15 protein-coding genes are annotated in these 16,078 nt (G+C 59.6%); 5 read left to right on the plus strand and 10 right to left on the minus strand.

All coding sequences use genetic code 11. The annotated features are described in order from the left end of the window. Window positions 1-15 precede the first annotated feature (15 nt). The 9 genes from ssuB to argE all read right to left on the minus strand — a co-directional run bounded on the left by ssuB (window position 16) and on the right by argE (window position 10,278). The gene (gene ssuB, locus M5B97_RS05950) at window positions 16-822 is read right to left on the minus strand and encodes an aliphatic sulfonates ABC transporter ATP-binding protein (RefSeq protein ID WP_248730992.1); all 807 of its coding nucleotides are present in this window, start codon (window positions 820-822) and stop codon (window positions 16-18) included. Continuing rightward, window positions 819-1,607 carry an aliphatic sulfonate ABC transporter permease SsuC gene (gene ssuC / locus M5B97_RS05955; RefSeq protein ID WP_123716442.1) on the minus strand — a complete coding sequence of 263 codons (789 nt, stop codon included), beginning with the start codon at window positions 1,605-1,607 and terminating at the stop codon, window positions 819-821. Before ssuC ends, ssuB begins: the two co-directional genes overlap by 4 nt. A gap of 9 nt (window positions 1,608-1,616) precedes the next feature. Then, window positions 1,617-2,765 carry an FMNH2-dependent alkanesulfonate monooxygenase gene (gene ssuD / locus M5B97_RS05960; RefSeq protein ID WP_134659298.1) on the minus strand — a complete coding sequence of 383 codons (1,149 nt, stop codon included), beginning with the start codon at window positions 2,763-2,765 and terminating at the stop codon, window positions 1,617-1,619. A gap of 25 nt (window positions 2,766-2,790) precedes the next feature. Further along, the gene (locus M5B97_RS05965; RefSeq protein WP_134659300.1) at window positions 2,791-3,759 is read right to left on the minus strand and encodes a sulfonate ABC transporter substrate-binding protein; all 969 of its coding nucleotides are present in this window, start codon (window positions 3,757-3,759) and stop codon (window positions 2,791-2,793) included. 93 nt (window positions 3,760-3,852) lie between these two features. Continuing rightward, complete coding sequence (gene ssuE, locus M5B97_RS05970) at window positions 3,853-4,446, minus strand: NADPH-dependent FMN reductase (protein WP_123716445.1); 594 nt, start codon at window positions 4,444-4,446, stop codon at window positions 3,853-3,855. A gap of 207 nt (window positions 4,447-4,653) precedes the next feature. Beyond that, on the minus strand, window positions 4,654-5,292 hold the full coding sequence (locus M5B97_RS05975; protein WP_015886425.1) for a peroxiredoxin: 639 nt from the start codon (window positions 5,290-5,292) through the stop codon (window positions 4,654-4,656). Window positions 5,293-5,565: 273 nt separating this feature from the next. After that, window positions 5,566-6,915, minus strand: a complete 1,350-nt coding sequence (locus M5B97_RS05980) for an OprD family porin (RefSeq protein ID WP_134659302.1) — start codon at window positions 6,913-6,915, stop codon at window positions 5,566-5,568. A gap of 777 nt (window positions 6,916-7,692) precedes the next feature. Next, window positions 7,693-8,994 carry an amino-acid N-acetyltransferase gene (gene argA, locus M5B97_RS05985; protein ID WP_123716448.1) on the minus strand — a complete coding sequence of 434 codons (1,302 nt, stop codon included), beginning with the start codon at window positions 8,992-8,994 and terminating at the stop codon, window positions 7,693-7,695. A gap of 135 nt (window positions 8,995-9,129) precedes the next feature. Continuing rightward, window positions 9,130-10,278, minus strand: coding sequence for an acetylornithine deacetylase (gene argE / locus M5B97_RS05990; protein ID WP_134659304.1), 1,149 nt, complete (start codon window positions 10,276-10,278; stop codon window positions 9,130-9,132). A gap of 158 nt (window positions 10,279-10,436) precedes the next feature. Here argE and M5B97_RS05995 point away from each other — a divergent pair, with 158 nt between their 5' ends. Next, on the plus strand, window positions 10,437-11,804 hold the full coding sequence (locus tag M5B97_RS05995; RefSeq protein ID WP_134659306.1) for a CYTH domain-containing protein: 1,368 nt from the start codon (window positions 10,437-10,439) through the stop codon (window positions 11,802-11,804). A gap of 48 nt (window positions 11,805-11,852) precedes the next feature. Here M5B97_RS05995 and M5B97_RS06000 read toward each other — a convergent pair whose 3' ends face one another. Next, entirely contained in the window at window positions 11,853-12,323 is a 471-nt protein-coding gene (locus tag M5B97_RS06000) for an Lrp/AsnC family transcriptional regulator (protein ID WP_060753552.1), read from the minus strand. Between the two features lie 127 nt (window positions 12,324-12,450). Here M5B97_RS06000 and M5B97_RS06005 point away from each other — a divergent pair, with 127 nt between their 5' ends. From M5B97_RS06005 to M5B97_RS06020, 4 genes are all read left to right on the plus strand, one after another. Beyond that, window positions 12,451-12,789: a hypothetical protein gene (locus M5B97_RS06005; protein WP_123716450.1), complete on the plus strand. Its 339-nt coding sequence runs from the start codon at window positions 12,451-12,453 to the stop codon at window positions 12,787-12,789. A gap of 81 nt (window positions 12,790-12,870) precedes the next feature. After that, complete coding sequence (locus tag M5B97_RS06010) at window positions 12,871-14,559, plus strand: GspE/PulE family protein (protein ID WP_248730993.1); 1,689 nt, start codon at window positions 12,871-12,873, stop codon at window positions 14,557-14,559. A 77-nt stretch (window positions 14,560-14,636) separates the two neighbouring features. Then, entirely contained in the window at window positions 14,637-15,557 is a 921-nt protein-coding gene (locus M5B97_RS06015; protein WP_134659312.1) for an SPFH domain-containing protein, read from the plus strand. A gap of 8 nt (window positions 15,558-15,565) precedes the next feature. Continuing rightward, the gene (locus tag M5B97_RS06020) at window positions 15,566-16,012 is read left to right on the plus strand and encodes an NfeD family protein (RefSeq protein WP_123716452.1); all 447 of its coding nucleotides are present in this window, start codon (window positions 15,566-15,568) and stop codon (window positions 16,010-16,012) included. Window positions 16,013-16,078 lie beyond the last annotated feature (66 nt).

Below are 16,078 nucleotides of genomic sequence, written 5' to 3' on the forward strand. Positions count from 1 at the left end.
ATCTTCCTATATGAGTTATTGAGCCCAACGCAATTGCGTAGGCAACGGTGAAACAGGTTCGGGTTCCGGCGGCGAGCCGGGCAGCGACAGCACACGGTTGAGCACTTCGGCTTCCAGCGCGGCCAGGCGGTGTGAGCCTCGGGCTCGGGGGCGTGGCAGGTCGACGACCAGGTCCAGGCCGATTTCACCGTCTTCGATCAGGATCACCCGGTCGGCAATGGCCACGGCTTCGCTGACGTCGTGGGTCACCAGCAACACGGTGAAGCCGTGTTTCTGCCAAAGGTTTTCGATCAGTTGCTGCATCTCGATGCGGGTCAGTGCGTCCAACGCGCCCAACGGCTCGTCGAGCAGCAACAGGCGCGGCTGGTGAATCAAGGCGCGGGCCAGGGCCACGCGCTGCTTCTGGCCACCGGATAAGGCTGCCGGCCATTCATTGGCACGCTCGGCCAGGCCGACCGCCTCCAACGCCTCCAATGCTTTGGGACGCCAGTTGCCCTTGAGGCCAAGGCCCACGTTATCGATGATCTTTTTCCACGGCAGCAAGCGCGCTTCCTGGAACATCAACCGCGTATCTTCAATCGCTGCGTCGAGCGGCGCGGAACCGGCCAGCAGTTCACCGCCGCTGGCTTTGTCCAGGCCCGCCAACAAGCGCAGCAAGGTGCTTTTACCGCATCCGCTGCGGCCCACCACCGCGACGAACTGGCCGGCCGGGATATGCAGGTCTATCTCTTTGAGCACTTCCCGCGCACCAAAGGCCTTGCGCAACTTGCGCACTGCCAGCGGGATGCCTTTAAGCAGGCGCGGAGGTTGTTGAGCGGTCATGCCGCACCTCCTTTATTCACTTGGTAAGCCGGGTGCCAGCGCAGCCACACACGCTCCAGGCCACGGGCGGCGAGGTCGGCGAGTTTGCCGAGGACTGCGTACATGACGATGGCCAGAACGACGACGTCGGTCTGCAGAAACTCGCGAGCGTTCATTGCCAGGTAACCAATGCCCGAACTGGCCGAGATGGTTTCCGCCACAATCAGGGTCAGCCACATAAAGCCCAGGGCAAAGCGCACACCCACCAGAATCGACGGCAGCGCCCCCGGCAGAATGACCTGACGGAACAGGCTGAACCCGGACAGGCCATAACTGCGCGACATTTCCACCAACGCCGGGTCGACGTTGCGGATGCCGTGGTAGGTGTTCAGGTAGATCGGGAACAGCGTGCCGAGGGCGACCAGGAAAATCTTCGCGGTCTCGTCAATGCCGAACCACAGGATCACCAATGGAATCAACGCCAGGTGCGGCACGTTGCGGATCATCTGCACCGAGCTGTCCAACAGGCGCTCGCCCCACTTCGACAGGCCGGTGATGAACCCCAGGGCCAGACCGATGCTGCCACCAATCACAAACCCCAGGCCGGCACGCCAGCCGCTGATAGCCAGGTGCGTCCAGATTTCACCGCTGCGTACCAGGTTGATCCCGGCTTCAATCACCGCGCTCGGTGCCGGCAGAATGCGCGTCGACAACCAGCCCGCCGATACCGACAACTGCCACACCGCCAGCAACAGGATCGGCAGCACCCAAGGTGCGACGCGATGGCTCAGTTTTTCAAAGTTCATGGCGCCGCCTCAGCTTTGTGATGCAGCTTTGGGAAGGATGTCGTTGGCGACCATTTCACCGAACGGGCTGACGTAACCGGCGCTTTTCGGCAATTCGGGACGTTCGATATCCAAGTGCGGGAACAACAGCTCGGCCACCCGATACGACTCTTCCAGGTGTGGATAACCGGAGAAGATGAATGTATCGATGCCCAGGTCGGCGTACTCCTTGACCCGCGCCGCGACCGTTGGGCCGTCGCCCACCAGCGCCGTACCGGCACCGCCACGCACCAGGCCGACGCCAGCCCACAGGTTGGGGCTGACTTCCAGGTTGTCGCGACTGCCGCCATGGAGCGCAGCCATGCGTTGTTGGCCAACCGAGTCAAAACGCGCCAGGGACGCCTGGGCACGGGCGATGGTGTCGTCGTCCAGGTGGGAGATGAGTTTGTCGGCGGCTTGCCAGGCTTGCTCGTTGGTTTCGCGCACGATCACATGCAGGCGAATGCCGAAGCGCACGGTGCGCCCAAGCTTGGCGGCCTTGGCACGTACCTGTTCGATTTTCTCGGCGACGGCGGCCGGTGGCTCGCCCCAGGTCAGCACCATTTCCACTTGTTCGGCAGCCAGGTCCTGGGCCGCTTCGGAGGAGCCGCCGAAATATAGCGGCGGGCGCGGTTGCTGAATGGGTGGATAGAGCAATTTCGCGCCTTTGACGCTGATGTGCTCGCCGTCGTAATCCACCGTTTCGCCTTCCAGCACGCGACGCCAGATGCGGGTGAACTCCACCGAGGCCTGGTAGCGCTCTTCATGACTGAGGAACAAACCGTCGCCAGCCAATTCCTCCGGATCGCCACCGGTGACCAGGTTGAATAACGCACGCCCTCCGGACAAACGATCCAGAGTGGCTGCCTGACGCGCGGCCACCGTCGGGGAAATGATCCCGGGGCGAAGCGCGACAAGGAATTTCAAACGCTGGGTCACGGGGATCAGCGAGGCAGCCACCAGCCACGAGTCTTCGCAGGAGCGGCCGGTGGGGATCAGTACCCCGCCGAAGCCCAGGCGGTCGGCGGCCTGGGCCACTTGCTGCAAATAACCATGGTCGACGGCGCGAGCGCCTTCGGCGGTGCCAAGGTAATGGCCGTCGCCGTGGGTAGGCAGGAACCAGAAAATATTGAGGCTCATGGAGTTGTCTCCTGAAGAAGTCGGATTACGGCGCTTTGGCAACGGCGGCGGGTGGGGTCCAGATCACGTCCTTGATGCTCAAGGGTTTGGGGATCAATTTGAGTTGATAGAAGCTGTCGGCGATTTTCTGCTGGGCGGCGACCACCTCGGGTGTCAGGAACAGTGCGCCGTAGCCCTGGCGCTTGACCGAGGTCAGGGTGATGTCGGCCGGCAGGCCGAGCAGCGGTGCGACTTGTTGGGTGACTTCCTGCGGGTTGGCCTTGGACCATTCGCCCACCGCGCGCACTTCTTCCACCAGCGCCTTGATCACATCCGGGTGCTGCGTGGCGTAAGGCTTGGTGGCGAGGTAGAACTGGTGGTTGTCGGCAATGCCGGTGCCGTCACGCAGGGTGCGTGCTTGCAGTTGTTTCTCGGCGGCGGCCTGGTAAGGGTCCCAAATCACCCAGGCATCCACGCTGCCCCGCTCGAATGCGGCGCGGGCATCGGCGGGCGGCAGGAATACGGTTTGCACGTCGGTGTATTTGAGGCCGGCGTCTTCCAGGGCACGTACCAGCAGGTAGTGCACGTTGGAGCCTTTGTTCAGCACGATTTTCTTGCCCTTGAGCTCGGCCACCGATTTGATCGGCGAGTCTTTCGGCACCAGGATCGCTTCGCTGGTCGGCGCCGGTGGCTCGTAGGCGACGTAAAGCAGGTCGGCGCCGGCCGCCTGGGCGAAGACCGGCGGGGTTTCACCGGTGACGCCGAAGTCGATCGAGCCGACATTCAAGCCTTCCAGCAACTGCGGGCCGCCGGGGAATTCAGTCCATTGCACCTGCACGCCCTGGGCGGCCAGGCGCTTTTCCAGACTGCCCTTGGCTTTGAGCAACACCAAGGTGCCGTACTTCTGATAACCGATCCGCAGGGTCTCGGCCGCTTGAGCTTGAACAATGGCGCCGAAGGACACAGCCGCAGCAAACAGTGCGACCAGACCACGACGCAAAATGACAGTGCGCATGGCGCTCTCTCCAAATTTGCGATGAGGGGGTTGGCTGCACCTGCTTGGCCGTTGGCGGCTGAGTAAGGTGAGTCCTACAAAAAACAGTACGGCTTAAATGCTCCAGCGAGCACTCAACAAACGTTCATTCAACACATGGGGGTCAAGCGGTTTCGGGCGACGAGCCATGGCGCCATAGAGTGTCTCCAGGGCCTCATGCAAACGCTGTTCGAGCACTGGCACCAGTTGTGCCTGGGCGCTGCCCTCGCCATAGGCGATCTGGCTGTCTTCGGCAAAGATGCCGTGGAGCAACTCCTGGGCTTTCAGGGCCGAGAGCACGGGCTTCAAGGCGTAATCCACCGCCAGCATGTGGGCGATGCTGCCGCCGGTGGCCATGGGCAACACGATCTTGTGGGCCAGGGCGCGTTCGGGCAGCAGGTCGAGCACGGTTTTCAGCGCGCCGGAAAACGAGGCCTTGTACACCGGAGTGGCGATGACCAGGCCGTCGGCGTTGGCCACTTGCTGCAACAAGTCGATGACTTTGGGGCTGTCGAAGCGGGCGTGCAGCAAGTCTTCGGCCGGGAAGTCCCGTATCTGATAACTCACCACTTCCACGCCTTTTTGCTGTAGCCACTGACGGGTTTTATCCAGCAAGACCCCGGAGCGGGAACGCTGGCTGGGGCTGCCTCCAAGTGTTACGACCAGCATGCAGGTATTCCTTGAGCAAGTGTCGGCGGTTCGCTGGGTGGCGATGGCGCCAAGATGGAACAGACCATATCAGCTGATTTATATATCTATAAATCTTATTTTTTCATTTGTTTATTCCATAAAAATATATTTGATTCAGAAATCCCAAGGCGAAAAAAAAGGCCGTCGAAACGGCCTGAAAACCCCTGCTATGTGATCCGTTGAAACTCAGCGATTCGGTTGTGGTGTCAGCCTCAGGTACGGCTTCACTGCACGATAGCCCTTCGGAAAGCGCTTCTTGATCTCTTCTTCGTCCTTGAGTGACGGCACGATCACCACTTCATCACCGTCCTGCCAGTTGGCGGGCGTGGCGACCTTGTGGTTGTCGGTCAACTGCAACGAGTCGATGACCCGCAGGATTTCGTGGAAGTTGCGACCCGTGCTGGCCGGATAAGTAATCGTCAGGCGAATCTTCTTGTTCGGGTCGATCACGAACAGGGAACGCACGGTGAGGGTGTCGCTGGCATTCGGATGGATCAAGTCGTAAAGGTCCGACACCTTGCGATCGGCGTCGGCCAGGATCGGGAAGTTGACGACCGTGTTCTGGGTTTCGTTGATGTCTTCGATCCACTTGTGGTGCGAGTCCACGGGGTCTACCGACAGAGCGATGGCCTTTACACCGCGCTGGGCGAACTCGTCCTTGAGCTTGGCGGTGAAACCCAGCTCGGTGGTGCACACCGGCGTGAAGTCCGCCGGGTGTGAAAACAGCACCCCCCAGCTATCGCCCAGCCACTCATGGAAACGAATCTTGCCGGCGCTGGAATCCTGTTCGAAGTCGGGGGCGATATCGCCCAGTCTTAGGCTCATGGTGTAGCTCCTGATGAGTGCTTATGGAGCCCACTGTGCATGGGTTGCGGATTATTTAAAAAGAATAAATATCGATTTATCTAGACGATAAAAGAATATTAAAAATCTGTTCATTGGACTTGGCAAGAAGCGAGGATCAACATCGGTTCCAAGGTTCGAGAAGGCCTTGAGACGCTGTACAAAGAGGGGATTCGGGAAGGGCTTGCGGGGGTTGAGCCCGACCTGAAAGCAACACACCTTGCCCGGCATTGCGCCGGGCAAGGCTTCAAGCGCTTACAACAGTGGGATCGAGTAGCTGACGATCAGACGGTTTTCGTCTTGGTCGCGGGTAGCGATATCGGTACGCCACATAGCGTTTTTCCAAGCCACACCGAGGTTTTTCAGCGGACCTTCTGGAACAACGTAAGCCAGAGTCAGATCACGTTCCCATTCGGTTTTATCACCAGTAGGGTTGGAGATGTTGGTACCACGCAGGTAAACCACACCGGCGGTCAGGCCAGGTACGCCGACTTTGGCGAAGTCATAAGCGTAGCGAGCTTGCCAGGTACGCTCGCCAGCGCGGGCGAACTTCTGGATTTGCATGTCGGTGATGGTGCTGTTCGACGAGCCGTCACCTTGGTTCAGCCAAGGGAAGTCACTGTCGCCCTTGGTGTACTGGTAACCGCCACCAAAGGTGTGACCAGCAACCGAGTACAGTGCCAAGTAGCTGTAGAGATCGTTGTCGACCTTGCCCTTGGTGGTGGTGCCGCCGTAGTAACCAGAGGTGTAGTAACCGGCGGTGTCACCATTGGCACCGTTGTCACGGCTACGGTAGTAGCGCAGGTCGCTTTTCAGCACGCCCGGGCCGATTGCCCAGTTGTGTACCAAACCCAGGAAGTTCTGCGAGTAGAAGTCTTTCAGCTCGCCGTAGTAGTAAGAAGCGGTCAGGTCTTTGGTGATTTTGTAGTCAGCACCGGCATAGTAGAACTTGTTGACGAAGTTACCTGCGTCATAGTTCGAGCTACCGTTGGCACCAGCCAGGGACAGACCTTCGTTGTTGCTGGAGTTACGGCCCTTGGCGTGCTCGATTTGACCAGCGGTCAGGGTCAGGTCTTTGATCTCGTTCGACGTGATCTGGCCGCCCTGGAAGGTTTGTGGCAGCAAACGACCGTCGTTGGTCTTGATGACCGGGTTGTTTGGCTGCAGGGTACCGATTTTCAGCTCGGTCTGGGAAATCTTGACCTTACCGGTCAGGCCCAGGCTGGCGTAGTCGCGGACAGCCTTGTTGCCATCGCTTGGGAAGACGGTACCGCCGGAAGCTGTACCGGTGTAGTTACCGTGGTCTGCACGGCTGGAATCCAGGCGCAAGCCATACAGGCCGATAGCATCAACACCAAACTGAACGGTACCTTGGGTATAACCCGAGATGAAACGCAGATCGAAGCCTTGGCCCCATTCGGCGTTTTTGCTACGAGTGTTGGCGCCGCTGCCCGTTGCTGCAGGCTGGCCATCACGGTTGTCAGTATTGATGTAGAAGTTACGCAGACCCAGAGTGGCCTTGCTGTCTTCGATGAAACCGGCGGAGTGTGCCTGTTGTGCAATTGCAGCCACAGCCACGGCCAACGCCAATGTTGACTTCTTCATGTACCGCTCCTCTCATTTCTAATTTTTGTATTTCTTAGGTCTCGGGTCTAACGCCCTTGATCCACAGATGCGCGATTAGCGCCAGATAGTGACTACCAAGTCAATCGTAACCTGATATGTCTACTACCTTCGTCTAATCGCAGTTAATTTGGTCCCTGCAGGGTAATGAGTTTTTCATACACCCAAAAAGAATTATTTCATTCTTTTTCATACCATTCAGGAATAACCTTTTCAGGTAAGCGAGTCGACCAGCGTAGACCAACCGCGCCATAAGCTAATACCCAAATGGTCTTTAACAGCCTTTTTTTAGATCGATTGACGTAGCCGTACCGTTGCATACGTCACCCACGATCAAAAAGGCGACGCCATCATGGCCAAAGGCACATCCTCCCGTCAATTTGTTACAGTTTTTGTGTCACTAATAATTTCTTTTGCTGTCAAAGCGGCCCGCAAGTCGTCAGGTGAGGGTGCCAGGTTTCGCGTAGCGACGACTTCACTCAATGTATCGATCGTGACGTTTAGCGTATCGGCCCAGATCAATGCTTCTTAAGCGTGGGGCGATGCGTCATGGCAAAAGCGTCTGGGGACAGGGCGGAGTTTTTGAAGATGGGGAAGGCGCGAGGCGCTGTTGCCGGGTTGTTCGGCGCTCGTCAGCGACACATGCATCAAGATAAAACGCAGGCGAATGTGAGGGGGGCTTGCTTGCGACAGCAGTCATCCAGCCAGCCCCTCATAAGTGACTGACCCACCGCTATAGGGAGTAAGCCCCCCTTTTAGTTAGAGCGCTTTCTCGAAAATTTTCGAATTACGCTGGTAGTTGTAGAGCGACGCCCGCGCCGACGGCAGGCGATCCACGCTGCTCGGCACAAAGCCGCGCTCGCGGAACCAGTGAGCGGTGCGGGTGGTGAGGACAAACAGCGTCTTCAACCCCTGCGCCCGAGCACGGGTCTGGATACGTTCGAGCAACACATCACCACGCGCACCGTGGCGGTACTCTGGGTTCACCGCCAGACACGCCAGCTCACCGGCATCCGAATCCGCAATCTGGTACAGCGCCGCGCAGGCGATGATCATGCCTTCACGCTCGACCACGCTGAACTGCTCGATCTCACGCTCCAGGACTTCACGCGAACGGCGCACCAGAATGCCCTGCTCTTCCAACGGGCTGATCAGGTCGAGCAAGCCGCCCACGTCTTCAATCGCCGCTTCGCGCACCTGCTCGAATTGCTCCTGGGCCACCAGCGTACCGCCGCCGTCCCGGGTGAACAGCTCGGTGAGCAAGGCGCCGTCTTCGGCGTAACTGACGATATGGCTGCGCCCTACTCCTCCGCGGCAAGCCTCGGCGGCCGCGTCGAGCAATTCGGCCTGATAGTTGCTCGCACCCAGGCGTTGCAAGTGTGCCGGCACTTGCTGGGGGCGCAGTTCGCGCACCAGCCGGCCGTTTTCATCGATCAGGCCCATGTCGGCCCCGAACAGCAGCAGTTTGTCGGCACCCAGGTCGATAGCGGCGCGCGTGGCGACGTCTTCGCAGGCCAGGTTGAAGATCTCACCGGTGGGCGAGTAACCCAGGGGCGACAGCAGCACAATGGAGCGCTCGTCCAACAGGCGGTTGATACCCTTGCGGTCGACCCGACGCACTTCGCCGGTGTGGTGGTAATCCACACCTTCGAGCACGCCGATCGGGCGGGCAGTCACCAGGTTGCCACTGGCGACACGCAGGCGCGAGCCCTGCATCGGCGAAGACGCCATGTCCATGGACAGGCGCGCTTCGATCGCAATACGCAGGTGGCCGACGGCGTCGATCACACATTCCAGCGTAGCGGCATCGGTGATGCGCAAGCCTTCGTGGTAAGCCGGAGTCAGGCCGCGGGCCTCAAGGCGCGCCTCGATCTGAGGGCGCGAGCCGTGTACCAGCACCAGCCGCACACCCAGGCTGTGGAGCAGCACCAGGTCGTGGACGATATTGCCGAAATTCGGATGCTCCACACCATCGCCCGGCAACATGACCACAAAGGTGCAGTCCCGGTGAGCGTTGATGTAGGGCGAAGCGTGACGAAGCCAATTGACGTATTCGGGCATAAAACCTGGGCCTGTAATAAGTAGCAGCCAAACAAGGATGAATCGTGAAAGCGCACAGCGGGCTGGTGGTTATCGTCGGAACAGGCTTGGCGACACGCTCGCTCTCCTTCTATGTACGAATGGACAAGGCTTAATTTATGCGGGTTTAAGGCAGTAATGCTCGATCAGATCCCGCAATAGACGCACTGTAGGCGTCAAGCGTGACATTTCCAGGTACTCGCCCGGCTGGTGCGCGCAGGCGATGTCGCCAGGGCCAAGCACCAGGGTTTCACAACCGAGGCGCTGAAGATAAGGCGCTTCAGTGCCGAACGCTACTGCTTCGGCGCGATGACCGGTCAATCGCTCCGCCACTCGAACCAGTTCGGCGTCTTCCGGTTGCTCGAACGGCGGTACTTCGGGGAACAACGGCGCGTAGTCGATCTTGACCTGATGACGCTCGGCCACGGGTTGCAGCTTTTGCCGGATCGCATCGCGCAACACCCGAGGGTCCATCCCCGGCAGGGGGCGCAGGTCGAACTCCAGGGAACACTGGCCGCAGATGCGATTGGGGTTGTCGCCACCATGGATACAACCGAAGTTCATAGTCGGCTGGGGCACACTGAACTGCGGGTTGCGGTACTCGCGCTGCCAGGCCAGGCGCAGGCCGCGCAACTCGCCGATGGCGTCGTGCATGGCTTCGAGAGCGCTGTGGCCCAGGCTCGGGTCCGATGAATGGCCACTTTGGCCAAGGATATCGATGCGTTCCATCATCACGCCTTTGTGCAGGCGGATCGGCTTGAGGCCGGTAGGCTCGCCAATCACCGCCGCGCGTCCCAACGGGCGGCCAGCTTCGGCCAGCGCACGGGCGCCGGACATCGAGCTTTCTTCGTCACAGGTCGCAAGGATCAGCAACGGTTGCCTGAACGGTTGATCCAGCAGCGGCAATACGGCTTCGATTACCAGCGCAAAAAAACCTTTCATGTCGCAACTGCCCAGCCCTATCCAGCGGCCGTCGACTTCCGTCAGTTTCAGCGGGTCGGTCTTCCACAATGCTGCGTCATAAGGAACCGTGTCGCTATGCCCCGCCAGCACCAGGCCGCCCGGGCCGCTGCCGAAGCTGGCCAACAGGTTGAATTTGCCGGGGCTGACCTGCTGGATGTCGATGGCAAAACCCAGGTCGCCCAGCCAGTCGGCGAGCAGATCGATCACCGGGCGGTTGGTCTGGTCGAGAGACGCTTGGGTGCAACTGACCGACGGCGCGGCAATCAGCGCAGCGAATTGCTCTTTCAAGGTGGGTAACGGCATACGCGGTCTCTCAACTTCCCGGATGAGGCCCACTATAGAGCCATCTGCACGACACAATAAACCGTTGCGGCGCGTTGCCGGGCTCAGTCCTGTACACTGCACGACCTTGGCAGCCACTCTTTTCCCCGGCTGCGCTCCCGATCCTGGATGTTCCGGCCATGCAAAAAGAAACCGAAATCAAGCTGCGCGTCAGCCGCGAGACCCTCGCCGCACTGCGTGAGCACCCGCTCCTGAAAAAACGCAACAAAAGTGGCTGGGAACGCCGTGAGTTGATGAACCAGTACTTCGACACCCCAGAGCGTGACCTGGCCCAGGCCAAAGTCGCCCTGCGCCTGCGCAAGGACGGTGACGACATCATTCAGACCCTCAAGACCCGTGGCCAGAGTGTCGCCGGCTTGTCGGAACGTAACGAATACAACTGGGAGTTGCCCAAAGCCAAGCTCGACGTGAAGAAACTCGACGGCGAGTGCTGGCCCGAGCAACTGGCCGAACTGGACAAAAAAACCCTCAAGCCGATCTTCACCACCGATTTTGTGCGCGAACGCGCCGAGATCGCCTGGGGTCGCGGCAAAGCCAAGGTGGTCATCGAAGCCGCCCTGGACTTGGGCCATGTCGTGGTCGGCAAGCAGAAAGAAGAAATCTGCGAACTGGAACTGGAATTGCGTGAAGGCGAACCGGCCGCCCTGCTGGAACTGGCCGCCGAGCTGGCCGCCACCCTGGCGTTGATGCCGTGTGATATCAGCAAGGCCGAACGCGGCTATCGCCTGTATGACGCCGGCAGCTACTCCCTGAGCCTGCCGGCGCCGCAGATTCACGCCGAAATGCCGTTGGACGACGCCTTCGCCGCCATCATGTGGCATCTGTTGGGCAGCAGCCAGCGCCTGGCCGAGCAGTACCGCTTCAATGGTCACTGGCGGCTGTTGCAGGACTGGGTCGACAACCTCGGCGAATTGCGCGCCTTGATCGGCAGCCTCGGTCAGGCCGCACCGCGTCAATCCACCAGCGAGCTGCGCAGCGCGCTGGATGCATTGCTGGAAGACTGGCGCCCACTGGTGCAGGCCGGTGACGATGATGAAGACATACGCAAAGCTGCGCCGGAACAGTTCATCGAAGAATTGGAAGACGTGCGCTGGGGCCTGTTCTCACTGAACGCTTCCCGCTGGCTGCTGGCCCGCACCTGGACTGCCGACCGCAACGTGCGGGGCAACCGCCAGGGCGCCGCGCAGATCACCAACTGGCTGCCACGCCTGCTGGCCGAAGATGCTGTCGCCCTGCAACTGCCGCGCTACCAGCAGCAACCAGAAGACCTGGCCGAGCAACTGCCACGCCTTGAACGCATCCAGGCCTGGCTGCACCATGCGCGCCAGGTGGTGGATATTCCGGAACTGGACCGCCTGTACGGTGAACTGAACAAGCTGGTGCAACTGGCCAACCAACCGATCACTGACGAGTCGCTGGATGCGCGTATGCACCAGGCGATTGCGGTGTTCCAGAATCGCGCGTGGAAAACCCTGCTGCGTCTGTGATATCGCCATCGGGGGCGGTGCGATCTGCCCCCGATGAGGCCAAGCCTGTCAGCGCAACACTGGCAGGCTGGTGGTGGATTTGATCTCCGACAACGCCACGATTGAGTTGACCTCCTGGATGCCCGGCACCATGGACAGCTTCTCGAAGAAAAACCGCTCGTACGCTTCAATATCCGACGTCACGATGCGCAACAGAAAATCCACCGCCCCCATCAGCACGTAACACTCCAACACTTCCGAAAACCCGCGAATCGCTTCGGTGAATTCTGTGAAGTTGGAGCGGCCGTGGGCATTGAGTTTGACCTCGGCAAAAATCTGCGTGTTGAGGCCGATTTTCTTGCGATCCAGCAAGGTGACCTGACCACGAATCACCCCCTCCTCCTTGAGCCGCTGAATACGCCGCCAACAGGGCGACTGGGACAGGCCAACCTGTTCGGCGATCTGTGCACTGGACAGCGAAGCATCCTCCTGCAGCAAGGCCAGGATACGGCGGTCGTAGGCGTCCAACTCACTGTGCATAGAATTACCTATAAATACGTCAGTCTTGAATCACTTGATTCGATCCTTCGCAATTTACGCGAATATCAGGCAAGAAATCTCCGCTGCCGAATGTAAAAATTTCTCCAGCCTGATTTGGAGATTTCTCATGCACGCCGTCGAAGCCACCCAGCCTGCTGCCCGCATTGACGCGTGGGCCGTCAACAACGCCCATTGCCAGGCGCATTACCGCATCGTTGCCGAGGCTGAGCCCGATGTGTTGTGCCGCGCGCTCAACTATTTCGCTTTGCAAAGCCTGACGCCACGGCAAGTCAATGTAGACCGCAAGGACGACCTGTTGAGCATTGATATCGTGATGGACGGTTTGAGTTGGCACCGCGCCCAGGTGATCGGTGAAAAGATTCGAAACCTGATCAACGTGCACTCGCTGGACCTCTGGCCGGCTGATTCTGCGGGGCTTCAAGCATGGGTGGCGAGCGCTCGGTAAAGCCATGAAATACACGCTGGGAGGAAGATGTTCAGGGGCTGGCTAGCCTGGGGGTTGTTCTCTACTTCCCCAGGAAACCCCATGCCTGTTGACCAACGACTGGAACTTCAACCGATGCTGCCGGCATTGATCGATGGAGGGCTGATTACAACCGACATTGCACAGCGCTTGGCGAGGCTACCGGCCAGCAACACCCAGCATCCCCTGGAATATGTCGCCGCCCAGGGGCCATGCCTGGAAGCCTTGACCCAGTGGCTGGCCCGGCACGCCGGGCAACCTTATTTGCGTATCGACCCGCTGAGGATCGACGTGGCGGCGGTCGTGCCATTGATGTCCCACGCCTTCGCGCAGCGCCACGCCATTCTCGCGGTGGCGGTAGACGCCCAGAGCGTCACCATCGCCAGCGCACAACCCTATGTCACCGGCTGGGAAGCCGGCTTGGCGCAAGTGCTCAAGCGCTCAATCAAACGCGTGGTCGCCAACCCCCGGGATATTCAGCGCTGCATCGACGAATTTTACCGACTGGCCAGGTCGGTCAGTGGCGCAGATCAGAAGGTGGCGTCCCCGGGCAACTTTGAACTGCTCAACCTCGGCGCCAGCGACAAGGAGCCGGACGCCAATGACGCGCACATCGTCAACATCGTCGACTGGCTGCTGCAGTACGCCTTTGGCCAAAGGGCCAGCGACATCCATATAGAACCGTGCCGCGAACAAAGCCGTGTACGCTTGCGCATCGATGGGCTGTTGCACGACGTCTATCAGTTCCCGCCCCAGGTCACCATGGCGGTGGTCAGCCGCCTGAAAAGCCTGGGCCGGATGAATGTGGCAGAGAAACGCAAACCCCAGGACGGCCGGGTCAAAACCAAAAGCCCCACGGGCGCCGAAGTGGAACTGCGGCTTTCAACCTTGCCGACGGCATTTGGCGAAAAGCTGGTGATGCGGATTTTCGACCCGCAGGTATTGCTCAAGGATTTTGACCAGTTGGGTTTGTCGCCCGCTGACCAGCAGCGCTGGCAGGCAATGACCCGCCAGGCCAACGGCATCATTCTGGTTACCGGCCCTACCGGCTCAGGCAAGACCAGCACGCTTTACGCCACGCTCAAGCAACTGGCGACCCGCGAGGTCAACCTGTGCACAGTGGAGGACCCGATCGAGATGGTCGAGCCCGCCTTCAACCAGATGCAAGTGCAGCACAACATAGGCCTGACCTTCGCCAGCGGCATACGCGCGCTGCTGCGCCAGGATCCGGACATCATCATGATCGGCGAAATTCGCGACCAGGAAACCGCAGAGATGGCAATCCAGGCCGCACTCACCGGGCACTTGGTGCTGTCGACCCTGCATACCAACGATGCACCCAGCGCCATCAGCCGTTTGCAGGAATTGGGCATTGCTCATTATTTGATCAAAGCTACGCTGATAGGAGTGATGGCGCAGCGTTTGGTGCGCCTTTTGTGCCCTCACTGCAAGCGAACGGTGAATGTACTGGAGAATGCCTGCGAGGCCGTCGGATGCGTGGAGTGTCGCGATAGCGGTTATCGAGGCCGAGCCGGGCTCTACGAAATCATGTTGATGAACGAACCGCTCAAGGCATTGGTAACTCCCGGTGCCGACGTGCAGGCGCTGCGTCGGGCGGCTATTGAGCAAGGCATGTGCAGCCTGCGCATGGCTGGCCTGGAGAAAGTGAACGCCAGCCTGACCACGCTGGCAGAAGTATTACGGGTAACACCTGGCGATTCAGAAACAAATCCTTTGATTGTTGAGCCGTGAAACCGTCCTTATCCGTGACCAGACCGCTACAATCGGCCGAACGTCGTTTTACTGATACCTTCAGATAGGGAATCGCCATGCAGATCGGAACCGTACTGCTTTTGTTCGTGGGATTGGCCGTCGCCATCCTGTTCATGGGTTTTAAAGTGGTGCCCCAGGGCTACCAGTGGACAGTCGAGCGTTTCGGCCGTTACACCAACACCCTCAAACCCGGCCTGAATATCATCATCCCGGTCATGGACCGCATCGGTCGCAAGATCAACGTGATGGAAAGCGTGCTGGATATTCCGCCCCAGGAAGTGATTACCGCCGACAACGCCACCGTGCAGATCGACGCCGTGTGTTTCTTTCAGGTGGTCAATACCGCCCAGGCCGCCTACGAGGTCAACAACCTCGAACATGCCATCCGCAACCTGCTGCAAACCAATATCCGTACCGTGCTGGGCTCCATGGAGCTGGATGCCATGCTGAGCCAGCGTGACGGTATCAACGAAAAACTGCTGCGTACCGTCGATGAAGCCACGGCGCCATGGGGCATCAAGATCACCCGCATCGAGATCAAGGACATCAGCCCACCCGCCGACCTGATGGCCGCCATGTCGGGCCAGATGAAGGCCGAGCGGATCAAGCGTGCACAAATCCTGGAGGCCGAGGGCCTGCGGGCATCGGCGATCCTGACAGCCGAAGGCAAGAAGCAGGCGCAGATCCTGGAGGCCGAGGGTAGCCGCCAGGCGGCGTTCCTTGAGTCCGAAGCCCGTGAGCGCCAGGCCGAAGCTGAAGCCCGCGCTACCCAGGTGGTTTCAGAGGCTATCGCATCAGGCAACGTGCAGGCGGTGAATTATTTCGTCGCGCAAAAATACATCGATGCGCTGGGCAAGCTGGCTTCGGCCAACAACAGCAAGGTGATCCTGATGCCGCTGGAGGCCAGCCAGGTGATCGGCGCCGTCGGTGGTATCGGCGAAATCGTCAAGGCCACCTTCGACAACAAGAAAGGCTGAGGCACGCCATGTGGGATTTCCTGCAGCATCTGTCGTTCTGGGATTGGCTGGCACTGGGCACGGTGCTGTTGATTCTTGAGGTCTTTGGCGCAGGTGGTTACCTGCTATGGATGGGCATCGCCGCGGCGGCCGTGGGCGTGATCAAGTTCCTGATCCCGCCGCTCGGCCTGGAATGGCAGTTGCTGCTGTTCGCCGTGTTGTCGATCCTGACGGCCGTGTACTGGTGGAAACGCCAGCGCAGCAGCGCCAAGCTCAGCGACCAGCCAGGGCTGAACATGCGCGGGTCGGAACTGATTGGGCGCACCTTTGTGGTGCATCAGGCAATCGTCGATGGCCGTGGAAAGATAAAAGTCGGTGATGGCGTGTGGATGGTGACCGGGCCGGATAAGCCCGTAGGCTCTCAAGTACGCGTAATCGCGCAGAATGGGGCAGTTTTGCAAGTCGAAACTGTTTAGTCAGTGATGGAACTCGGTTGGGTTAACTACAATCAAAAGGTTCAGATAACCCACCCGGAGTCACCC

Source organism: Pseudomonas sp. MWU13-2517 (assembly GCF_023242545.1).
Classification (GTDB): Bacteria; Pseudomonadota; Gammaproteobacteria; order Pseudomonadales; family Pseudomonadaceae; genus Aquipseudomonas.

Excerpts from the sequence above, each read along its gene's own strand:
- argE (WP_134659304.1), bottom strand. The coding sequence starts at position 10,278 with ATGCCGTTACCCACCTTGAAAGAGCAATTCGCTGCGCTGATTGCCGCG.
- M5B97_RS05975 (WP_015886425.1), bottom strand. The coding sequence starts at position 5,292 with ATGAGCCTAAGACTGGGCGATATCGCCCCCGACTTCGAACAGGATTCC.
- ssuC (WP_123716442.1), bottom strand. The coding sequence starts at position 1,607 with ATGAACTTTGAAAAACTGAGCCATCGCGTCGCACCTTGGGTGCTGCCG.
- ssuD (WP_134659298.1), bottom strand. The coding sequence starts at position 2,765 with ATGAGCCTCAATATTTTCTGGTTCCTGCCTACCCACGGCGACGGCCAT.
- argA (WP_123716448.1), bottom strand. The coding sequence starts at position 8,994 with ATGCCCGAATACGTCAATTGGCTTCGTCACGCTTCGCCCTACATCAAC.
- M5B97_RS06000 (WP_060753552.1), bottom strand. The coding sequence starts at position 12,323 with ATGCACAGTGAGTTGGACGCCTACGACCGCCGTATCCTGGCCTTGCTG.
- M5B97_RS05965 (WP_134659300.1), bottom strand. The coding sequence starts at position 3,759 with ATGCGCACTGTCATTTTGCGTCGTGGTCTGGTCGCACTGTTTGCTGCG.
- M5B97_RS06020 (WP_123716452.1), top strand. The coding sequence starts at position 15,566 with ATGTGGGATTTCCTGCAGCATCTGTCGTTCTGGGATTGGCTGGCACTG.
- ssuE (WP_123716445.1), bottom strand. The coding sequence starts at position 4,446 with ATGCTGGTCGTAACACTTGGAGGCAGCCCCAGCCAGCGTTCCCGCTCC.
- M5B97_RS05995 (WP_134659306.1), top strand. The coding sequence starts at position 10,437 with ATGCAAAAAGAAACCGAAATCAAGCTGCGCGTCAGCCGCGAGACCCTC.
- ssuB (WP_248730992.1), bottom strand. The coding sequence starts at position 822 with ATGACCGCTCAACAACCTCCGCGCCTGCTTAAAGGCATCCCGCTGGCA.
- M5B97_RS06010 (WP_248730993.1), top strand. The coding sequence starts at position 12,871 with ATGCCTGTTGACCAACGACTGGAACTTCAACCGATGCTGCCGGCATTG.
- M5B97_RS06015 (WP_134659312.1), top strand. The coding sequence starts at position 14,637 with ATGCAGATCGGAACCGTACTGCTTTTGTTCGTGGGATTGGCCGTCGCC.
- M5B97_RS06005 (WP_123716450.1), top strand. The coding sequence starts at position 12,451 with ATGCACGCCGTCGAAGCCACCCAGCCTGCTGCCCGCATTGACGCGTGG.
- M5B97_RS05980 (WP_134659302.1), bottom strand. The coding sequence starts at position 6,915 with ATGAAGAAGTCAACATTGGCGTTGGCCGTGGCTGTGGCTGCAATTGCA.